The organism is Candidatus Chordibacter forsetii (assembly GCF_964187505.1).
Classification (GTDB): domain Bacteria; phylum Verrucomicrobiota; class Verrucomicrobiia; order Opitutales; family Seribacteraceae; genus Chordibacter; species Chordibacter forsetii.
The window spans coordinates 1-5,041 of sequence record NZ_CAXLML010000091.1; the positions used below are offsets into that span (position 1 = coordinate 1).

5 protein-coding genes and 1 tRNA gene are annotated in these 5,041 nt (G+C 42.8%); 1 reads left to right on the plus strand and 5 read right to left on the minus strand.

Annotated features, from left to right (window positions below; genetic code table 11):
• Positions 1-449: 449 nt before the first annotated feature.
• Entirely contained in the window at positions 450-2,084 is a 1,635-nt protein-coding gene (locus ACKPQ4_RS04285) for a LamG-like jellyroll fold domain-containing protein (protein ID WP_407679972.1), read from the minus strand.
• 13 nt (positions 2,085-2,097) lie between these two features.
• Positions 2,098-2,655, minus strand: a complete 558-nt coding sequence (locus ACKPQ4_RS04290; RefSeq protein ID WP_407679973.1) for a sigma-70 family RNA polymerase sigma factor — start codon at positions 2,653-2,655, stop codon at positions 2,098-2,100.
• Between the two features lie 223 nt (positions 2,656-2,878).
• Here ACKPQ4_RS04290 and ACKPQ4_RS04295 point away from each other — a divergent pair, with 223 nt between their 5' ends.
• A complete protein-coding gene (locus tag ACKPQ4_RS04295) occupies positions 2,879-3,919 on the plus strand; it encodes a glycoside hydrolase family 16 protein (RefSeq protein WP_407679974.1) in 1,041 nt (346 codons plus the stop codon).
• A gap of 227 nt (positions 3,920-4,146) precedes the next feature.
• Here the strand turns inward: ACKPQ4_RS04295 and ACKPQ4_RS04300 are convergent, their stop codons facing one another.
• The 3 genes from ACKPQ4_RS04300 to ACKPQ4_RS04310 form a co-directional block, all read right to left on the minus strand.
• Positions 4,147-4,326 carry a hypothetical protein gene (locus ACKPQ4_RS04300; RefSeq protein ID WP_407679975.1) on the minus strand — a complete coding sequence of 60 codons (180 nt, stop codon included), beginning with the start codon at positions 4,324-4,326 and terminating at the stop codon, positions 4,147-4,149.
• 91 nt (positions 4,327-4,417) lie between these two features.
• Positions 4,418-4,627, minus strand: a complete 210-nt coding sequence (locus ACKPQ4_RS04305) for a hypothetical protein (protein WP_407679976.1) — start codon at positions 4,625-4,627, stop codon at positions 4,418-4,420.
• Positions 4,628-4,943: 316 nt separating this feature from the next.
• Positions 4,944-5,018 (minus strand) — tRNA-Cys (locus ACKPQ4_RS04310).
• Between the last annotated feature and the right edge of the window lie 23 nt (positions 5,019-5,041).

A 5,041-nucleotide genomic window follows, 5' to 3' on the forward strand; every position in this document is an offset into this window, starting at 1 on the left:
GGCTGTGTGTGAAAAGCCTTTACGATATACTCGGCCATATTACGGATTAACAGAATTGTTGGAGCCCTTTTTAATTTCTTGCAGGGCTCGTACTTCTTGAAGGCTGTAGAGTTTGCGTTTTAAAGGCCCGATCGTATACTCGTTTAGTTGTCTTTGTTGAACGAGATAATTTATTGAATTGTGGTTTTTATAGCCGAGAATTCTTTTGGCCTCTTGACAGGTTATAAATATTTTTTCCATTAAAATTATTGTTTGTACGTAATATTATTAAATAATTAGTTAATTAAATAATATAGTTAAATAGTACATTACTATTCACCATCAATTTTGCAATATATAATTCGTTTAAATTATGATGGTTTGCGTACTTTTATATAGGTTGGACTAATTGGTTTGTTGAGTGGGATGGTTTTCCTAACTCGATAGTGCTTGGTTAAATTCAAGTTTGGCTATGGAGAAATCGATGTTGCTGCGAGTGTGAGGTCATTTAACTCATAGGTGGGGAGACCTGAGCGATAAAATTTCGCAATTTCATTTTTGGTTAGAGTTTTCTTCCAAAGGACCAGCTCATCCAAAACGGCATTAAACTGCTTCAAATACTTCCCATAATTGTTGTTAGTGCATCCGATAATCACATTTCTCATAACGATCGAATCGGTAAAGTTTGGAAAAACCCTATTGTATAATTTGCCATTCAAATAGAGGCTGCTAACCGTCTTTTCATTAACTTTGCCAAAGGTGTAGGCAATATGGTTCCAATCTCTGGATAATTTTCTTTTGGAAGATTGGAATTCCTGAATATGGGATTCTCCCCACAAAAATTGTTTTAATTTTCCTGAACGGGTAACCTCAATGGATAAATTCCCCATTTTTTCCCATCGGAAGGGCCTAATTAAGCTATTTAAAGGGTTATCCAATTTTCCGGTTGGCTTTAGCCAAAAAGAAAAGGAAAAGTTTTCATACTCCCCCTTCAGATCGAGGCTCAGGTGGGCATCTTTTTGGAAAAGATTCAGCCCAACTCCTTGGGGCCATCTGCCATTGGTACGGTTAGCCCCATGGAAAATGCCGTGCGAAGCATCGGTGTTGGTCAGGTGAAGATTAGTTACCCACCTATGTGGAAGCATGTTACCCTTGCTTGATTCCCACGCCTTAGGGATTCTTTGCAGAAGTGTGTCTTTGCTTAGTAGCGGGTGTTCAAAATTGTAGAGCCCAATTACATCTGGGTCTGCGGCAAATTCATCCAATAATACCCGGTTACGGTTGCCCCCCATCTCGCCAGGCATGATGTTTTCCAACTGTTTATCAACAAGTACTGGAGTAAATTCCGGACTATCAGTAACCTTCGAAAAGCGGGTAAGCATTTTGGACATGTTTTTGGTAACCATGCTCTGCACTTCGATTGCACCCTCATGAACATTGACCAAATCATCACCGCTTGGGGAAATATTGAGGGAGAATTCAGTGCCCCAGTCGATGTACCTTGAGGTAGGAGAAAGAATAGTGAATTCCTTACCCTCATCATTGAGAACGATGGTACGAACATTGCCCTGAGTTACGCTGACAAGTTTCGGGTTGAGAATTTCGAAAGATCCAGGACCACTGAATAATAGTTCCACAGAGTCGTCAAACCTGAGGTGAAGTTGACCACTCTCAATTTCGTACTTTCCTTGATCGAAGCGAATATTTTCAACCGGTTTTGTGGTATTTTTAAACTGTAAATCATAGAAATCGATCAATTCGGCAATAGGTGCAGACGGGGTAGCAGTACTAGTATCGGCGATTACAGCCTTTTCCAAAGGTTGGTTCTTCTGATTAATTTCCCAGATAAAAAAGCATGCCACCATACAGGCTGCGGAGATGATCCATGGAAGAATGGGGTGCGGTGTATGATTTTGTTCTCTCTCGGCAAGGTTTGGGAAGCCAATGCTTTGGGCGCGCAAGTTTTCGTCCAATAGCGAAAGCTTACGGAATTCCCGACGCATATCGGCTGATTGTTCGAGGCGGTGGGAAAATTCCTTCCATTTGTCGGCAGGTAAGTTCCCTTCGAGGTAGAGTTCAATGAGGTTGCGATCGGAGGCGTTCATCGGGCAGGGTAGGTCAGATGGAGTAAGCGGGTTCGGAGTCTTTCTTGGGGGAGCGGGGGGGGAGGTCCATGCACTTGGAAAGTGCTTTGCGGATGCGCCGTAGTTTTTGATAGAGGGCATCGGGAGTGGTTTTCCTATCGGTCGCTATCGCCTTGATCGATTTTTCGGGCGAGTAGGCCTGTTTGATTAAGTCTCGGTTGGGCTCGGGCAGTTCCTTGAGACAGTCCCCAAGCTTTTCCAGCCACTGCTGGGACGAGGCTGTATCTTCGATTCCTTCTGAGGCAATTTTTTCTAAAACTTTTTCGGATAGCACCAACTTGTCTCTCGCCTGAGTCTGCCGATGTTTTAATGCCTGGTAGCGGGCGATGACACACGCCCATTTACAAAAGTCATTCTCGTCTCCCTCAAATTTTGAAAATTTTTCCCATGCAGTAATGAAGGTATTTTGCATGATTTCAGAATGATCATGATAATCCTGCACCAGTGCACGCAGGTAGGAACGTATAACAGGCTCACTTTTCGCCAATAACCGTAAGAAATGCGAACGATCCAATTTTTTTTTTCTAATCATTAACTAAAAATATATAACATAAAAGTATAAAATCTGACGCATTAGTGAAAAAAAAGTTAATTTATATATTTTATTTTACTCTATTGGTACAAACTTTCACCTAATAGTAATTTGAGGTAGGGCTTAAAAAAACCACTTGGAAGAACTTTGGTAGGGTTGACCCAATCAAATCTTCGTTATTGTATGGAAACATAATAATTAATTCCAAAACTACGATTTGTTTGTGCCAAGCCTTAGCCATATGATTGCTCGCCTATCCCATTGCCCTGTATTTCTTAAAATTACCCAGTATATAGTAACTTTCTTTTGGGTGTTTGCTCTTATGCCTTTGTTGGCTGTTGAAAATAATCAATTTGAGGGTCCTCCTGGTTCCAGGTATGCCTTTGGGGATGAGTTTTCTGGGTCTGAACTTAACCAAGAAATATGGGGGTTGGGAATCAATAAGAAAAACCTTCAAAACGAGGGGGTCGACTGCATCTATAAAAAAGAAAATATTACTTTAGAGGATGGACTTCTTATCCTCACTCAAAAGCGGGAACCCGTGCCAGTCGCCGGCAATACATGGTCCAAAGAAACAACCTTTAATTATTCCTCTGGTGGCGTGCATACCCAAAAGGATTATTCACTTCGCAATAACATGTATTTGGAACTGCGTTGCAAACTACCACAAAATAATGGGGGGTATGGTGCTTTTTGGACGGTTTCTCACAAAGTGGAGGGCTGGTCGCCCGAAGATCTTTTGGAAATTGATATGTTTGAATTTATTGCTGCCCGTGAGAAGACGAGATTATGGAGTGGTTTATGGTGGCATGATTTTAGGGCCAAGGAAATTCACAAAGGCATTCCCTCCCAATCCATGGTGAAACGATCGGACGATCATTTCTTTATCAAGCAAAGAGTCTACAAAGCCCATCATGGACATGGTCATCATATAAAAGAAAATAAGGTCAATTTTTACGAGTTTTTCACCTTTGGTCTACGAGTCACGGATGATGAATTCTTTTGGTACCTTGCCCAGGACGGACCGGCTTGGAAGTCTGAGCCTTATTTTCATTTTTCGGGCGGTAAGGTGCACAACCGAACATACGGAAAAGTCGAAGATTTTGAGTGGGAGCGAGAAGTTCCCAAAAACTTACATGCCCAGGTAAATGTAAACTACGCGATGCGAAATGCGGCATGGGCGGGTGGGCCGGTACGGGATGAACAACTTCCTTCCAAAATGTATGTTGATTATGTGAGATTTTATAATCTTGGCCAAAAGTGAATCCTCCTTGTCGATCTATAAATTGGATCACTGAAGTAAAAAATCTAGCGCGAAGTCTTTTTGCTTAGCTCTGTATGAGATGTTGTTAATTGGTAGTACTTCCAACCTGCCTTGAGTAGCTACTTTGCAGCCATTATCAAAGTGAACTGCGATTGGGGAAATTATATTCGGGCAATGTTAATCTCTTGGCGGTAAGTTTTTCACTCCAGGCAGTTCAATCTTTTAATCTACCTAATTAAGGAAGCCAGGCTCATAACGATAAGCACAAGCACAAGGTAGATAAGGAACTGAATAAACTTGTGCCGTCTGGCAATCCAACCACCTGTCGCCCGGTTGATAAATCCTGTAAGTAACCAGGCACTCAGGGCTATGCTTGCGAGTATTAATGCTTTTGCAAATAAACCCATGAGAACAATAACTTTTTACGAATCATAATACGCATGCCCTTGATTCAAATAGAACAATTGTCAACCTGTCTCTACGAAACCCTCCGTGCATCTATCTCTCAAGCAAGTGGACTACCCCCTCTTCCGGCTCAAAGCCGACAATCTCTTCGTCTAGCCAATCGTCTATCGCGGTTAATGCAGCTTTAGATAAGTCTTCGGCATCCATATCACTCTCCTCCCACCAGCGGTTGAAGACTGCTTGGCTGGTTTTACATCTTGGGAATGTAACCCATGCACTATCTAAAAGTACATAATTGAACACCCTTAAATACGGTGAGATAAAGACGAACTTGTTGTCACTTTAGTTGTCACTTTGGGCATAAAAAATGCCTTTAAACTCTGAAGGTATCAGTGTTTAAGGGAATGGAGGCGCGGGCCGGACCCCGAGCGTGAGCGAGAGGAGGTTGCCCGAAGGGTGACCAATCACCGATTCGCAAGGAGTCGTCAGACGAGTTGCCGAGCAAGGGGCGGAAGAGTGAGGATTTAGGAGTGGATAGAGAATTCCTGAAGTCCCAGAACCCCCGGTTTTAACGAAAAATCCTTGCGGTGGAACGCGCGGAATGAATCCGAAGGATGAATGGAGGCGCGGGCCGGAATCGAACCGGCGAATAGAGGATTTGCAGTCCCCGGCCTTACCACTTGGCTACCGCGCCATCACTGGAAGCGATGAAAAGTA